At 35.8% G+C, this 3,284-nt stretch carries 3 protein-coding genes; all 3 read right to left on the bottom strand.

Annotated features, from left to right (window positions below; all coding sequences use genetic code 11):
- On the bottom strand, positions 1-1,363 hold a 1,363-nt coding region (treC, locus tag AB3X49_RS19930), incomplete at its 3' end, for an alpha,alpha-phosphotrehalase (protein ID WP_367964280.1).
- A 13-nt stretch (positions 1,364-1,376) separates the two neighbouring features.
- Positions 1,377-2,804: a PTS system trehalose-specific EIIBC component gene (gene treP / locus AB3X49_RS19925; protein WP_002010521.1), complete on the bottom strand. Its 1,428-nt coding sequence runs from the start codon at positions 2,802-2,804 to the stop codon at positions 1,377-1,379.
- Positions 2,805-2,944: 140 nt separating this feature from the next.
- A partial coding sequence (locus AB3X49_RS19920; RefSeq protein WP_367964278.1) for a UTRA domain-containing protein occupies positions 2,945-3,284 on the bottom strand: 340 nt, incomplete at its 5' end.

Below are 3,284 nucleotides of genomic sequence, written 5' to 3'. Positions count from 1 at the left end.
GATAAAATACAGATTCTTTATCTTCTAATGCCTTCTCTACGTTTATTTCTTTAAAGTTTTCAGCCACTGAAATCCAAGGTGTACTTGTTGTAAAACCACTATTCACCTCTTCATTCCACTGCATCGGAGTACGTGAATTATCACGAGATTTTTGTTTTAAAATCCCTATAATCCCTTCTTTTGATAATCCTTCTTCTAGCTTTATATCATATATATTTAACGATTCCACATCACGATATTGCTCGATGGACTCGAATTTAGGATTCGCCATACCGATTTCTTCCCCTTGATAAATGTAAGGTGTTCCTTGCAACATATGCATAGCTGTCGCTAACATTTTAGCAGATTGATTTCGGTATTTCCCATCATCTCCAAAGCGTGACACAATACGAGGCTGGTCATGATTACACCAGAATAACGCATTCCATCCTCCGCCCTTTTGCATTTCAATTTGCCAATTAGACATAATTTCTTTTAATTTAATGAAATCAAAATCAGCCTTCGTCCACTTATCACCATTCGGATAATCTACTTTTAAATGATGGAAACTAAACGTCATACTTAGTTCATTACGCTCAGGGTTTGAGTATTTAATACAATTATCAATTGTCGTAGATGACATTTCTCCAACTGTAATTACATCTTTCCCTTCAAAAACATTTCGGTTCATCTCTTGTAAATATTCATGGACGCGCGGACCATCTGTATAATATTTACGCCCATCACTTGTCGCAGTACTACCATCATCATTTAAGAAACGTTGGTCTTTTGAAATTAAGTTAATTACATCTAACCTAAATCCTTTTACACCTTTCTCCAGCCAAAAGCGCATCATATCGTACACTTCTTCACGAAGCTTTTCATTTTCCCAGTTTAAATCAGCTTGTGTCTCATCAAATAGATGTAAATAATATTGCTTAGTCTGCTCATCATATTCCCAAGCAAATCCACCAAATTTAGACTGCCAATTATTCTTTTCATCACGCCAAATATAATAATTACGATACGGACTATTTTTATCTTCTTTTGCTTCTTTAAACCACTTATGCTCCGTTGAACTATGATTTACAACGATATCAAGCATGATTTCAATGTCACGTACTTTCGCTTCTTCTAAAAGCTCTTCAAACTCTTCCATCGTTCCGTAAGATGGATCAATGCTGTAATAATCACTTACATCGTATCCATTATCGTTTTGTGGTGATTCGTATATCGGTGTTAACCAAATATAATCTACTCCAAGTTCTTTTAAATAGTCTAGTTTCTCTGTAACCCCTTTTATATCACCGGTTTCTTTATTATAGTAACTATTAAAGCTCTTCGGATAAATTTGATAGACTACACTTTTATGCCAATCTTTCATGCTTAATTTCCTCCTACTTCTGTTTTACTCGTTTCGCAAATAACCATGTTAATGTAAATGGAATTACTACTGCGATTATCATCCCTACAATAAACATCGGAATCGATTTCGGAATGATAGAAATAAATGCTGGCAATCCGCCAATTCCGATTGCTGGTGCTAATACACCATTTAATGTAATAAATATCGCTGCTATAGCAGACCCAATAATCGCTGCATAGAACGGGAATTTATTTCTTAAATTCACACCGAACATCGCTGGCTCTGTAATACCGAAGTACGCTGAGATTGCTGATGTTGATGCCATACTTTTATCATTTTGATTTTTAGAAATCCAGAACATCGCTAGTGCCGCACTACCTTGTGCAATGTTAGAAAGAGCAATCATCGGCCAAATAAATGTACCGCCGTGCTGTGCAATTAGCTGTAAATCAATTGCAATAAACATATGATGCATTCCTGTAATTACGAGCGGTGCATATAATGCTCCAAATAATACTGCTCCAAGTACTGGTACCGTTTCATATACGCCAACTAATCCAGCCGTTAATAAATCGCCAATATGACGTGTAACTGGACCGATAATTCCTAACGCTAACACACCCGTTACAACGATTGTTGTAATTGGTACAACTAATAATTGAATTGCGTTTGGCACATGTTTCTTTAAGAAGATTTCAACTTTACTTAATACGAATGCTGCTACTAAAATGGGTAAAATTTGACCTTGATACCCTACCTTTTCAATTTGGAATAGCCCTAAAATATCGAAGTACTCAATCTTTTGTCCCTCTAAACCAGTCGCTGCTTTTCCATAATCCCACGCGTTTAATAAGGCCGGATGCACAAGCATTAATCCCATAACAATCCCTAGTATTGGACTACCACCAAAGCGCTTCGTTGCTGACCAACCAACAAGTGCCGGTAAGAATACGAATGCTGTATTGGCCATCATATTAATTAAATCCCAAAGCCCACCTAAGTTCGGATATACTTCTAATAAATTTTTCCCATCAAAAAATAAGTCCTTTGCCCCTAATAGGTTATTAATCCCCATTAGTAAACCTGCCGTAATAATTGCTGGCAAAATCGGCATAAATACATCTGAAAATACTTTTACAAACTTTTGAACTGGATTTAATTTTTTATCCCCTGAACCTTTTACGTCAGCTACTGTCGATTCTTCCATACCTGCAAGCGTTATCAATTCAGCGTATACTCGATCGACATCACCTGGACCAATTACAATTTGAAATACCCCAGCGTTATGAAACGCTCCCTTTACTAATGAAACAGACTGTAATTTATCATTATCTATTTTATTTTCATCTTTTAAAGCGATACGTAGCCTCGTTACACAGTGCGCAGCTTGTTCAATATTGTCTTTCCCACCAATATACTGCAACACTTCTTTTGCTGTTTTACGATAGTCTTTCCCCATATTCCCGTCCCTCTTTTCTTTTTTTGATACCGTTTACACTTACATATTAACTCGTATATATAAGTTAGTCAACACTCATATATATAAGTTGGTGATTTTTTATAAATAAAGAGATGGAACGATTATTTCGCTCCATCTCTTTATTTTCTTCGCGCCACATCCGAAAAGTGAAAAATATCTAAACGGTGACGTGATTCCGTATATTCGAACTGACTCCCATCGTATAAATGAGTAAAGTTTTTTACAACGACAACATAGTCTGTTCCATTTAAATCCAAATACTTTCGGTCATCCTCTGTACATGGTTGCACTTCAATTACCCGCTGTGAATAGCTAATATGTAGCCCTAATTCTTTCTCAATGTATTTATAAATCGATGCAGTTGCAATTTCTCTCGTTAATCCTGGAATATATTCCGATACAAAATGGTTTATATCTAAAATTACTTTTTCTCCATCAATATTTCGTACACGTTTAATA

The sequence above is a fragment of the Bacillus sp. C30 genome, assembly GCF_040838255.1.
GTDB classification, from domain to species: domain Bacteria; phylum Bacillota; class Bacilli; order Bacillales; family Bacillaceae_G; genus Bacillus_A; species Bacillus_A mycoides.
The sequence above is the reverse complement of the archived record's forward strand: the minus strand, read 5'-3'. Positions and strand labels throughout refer to the sequence as shown.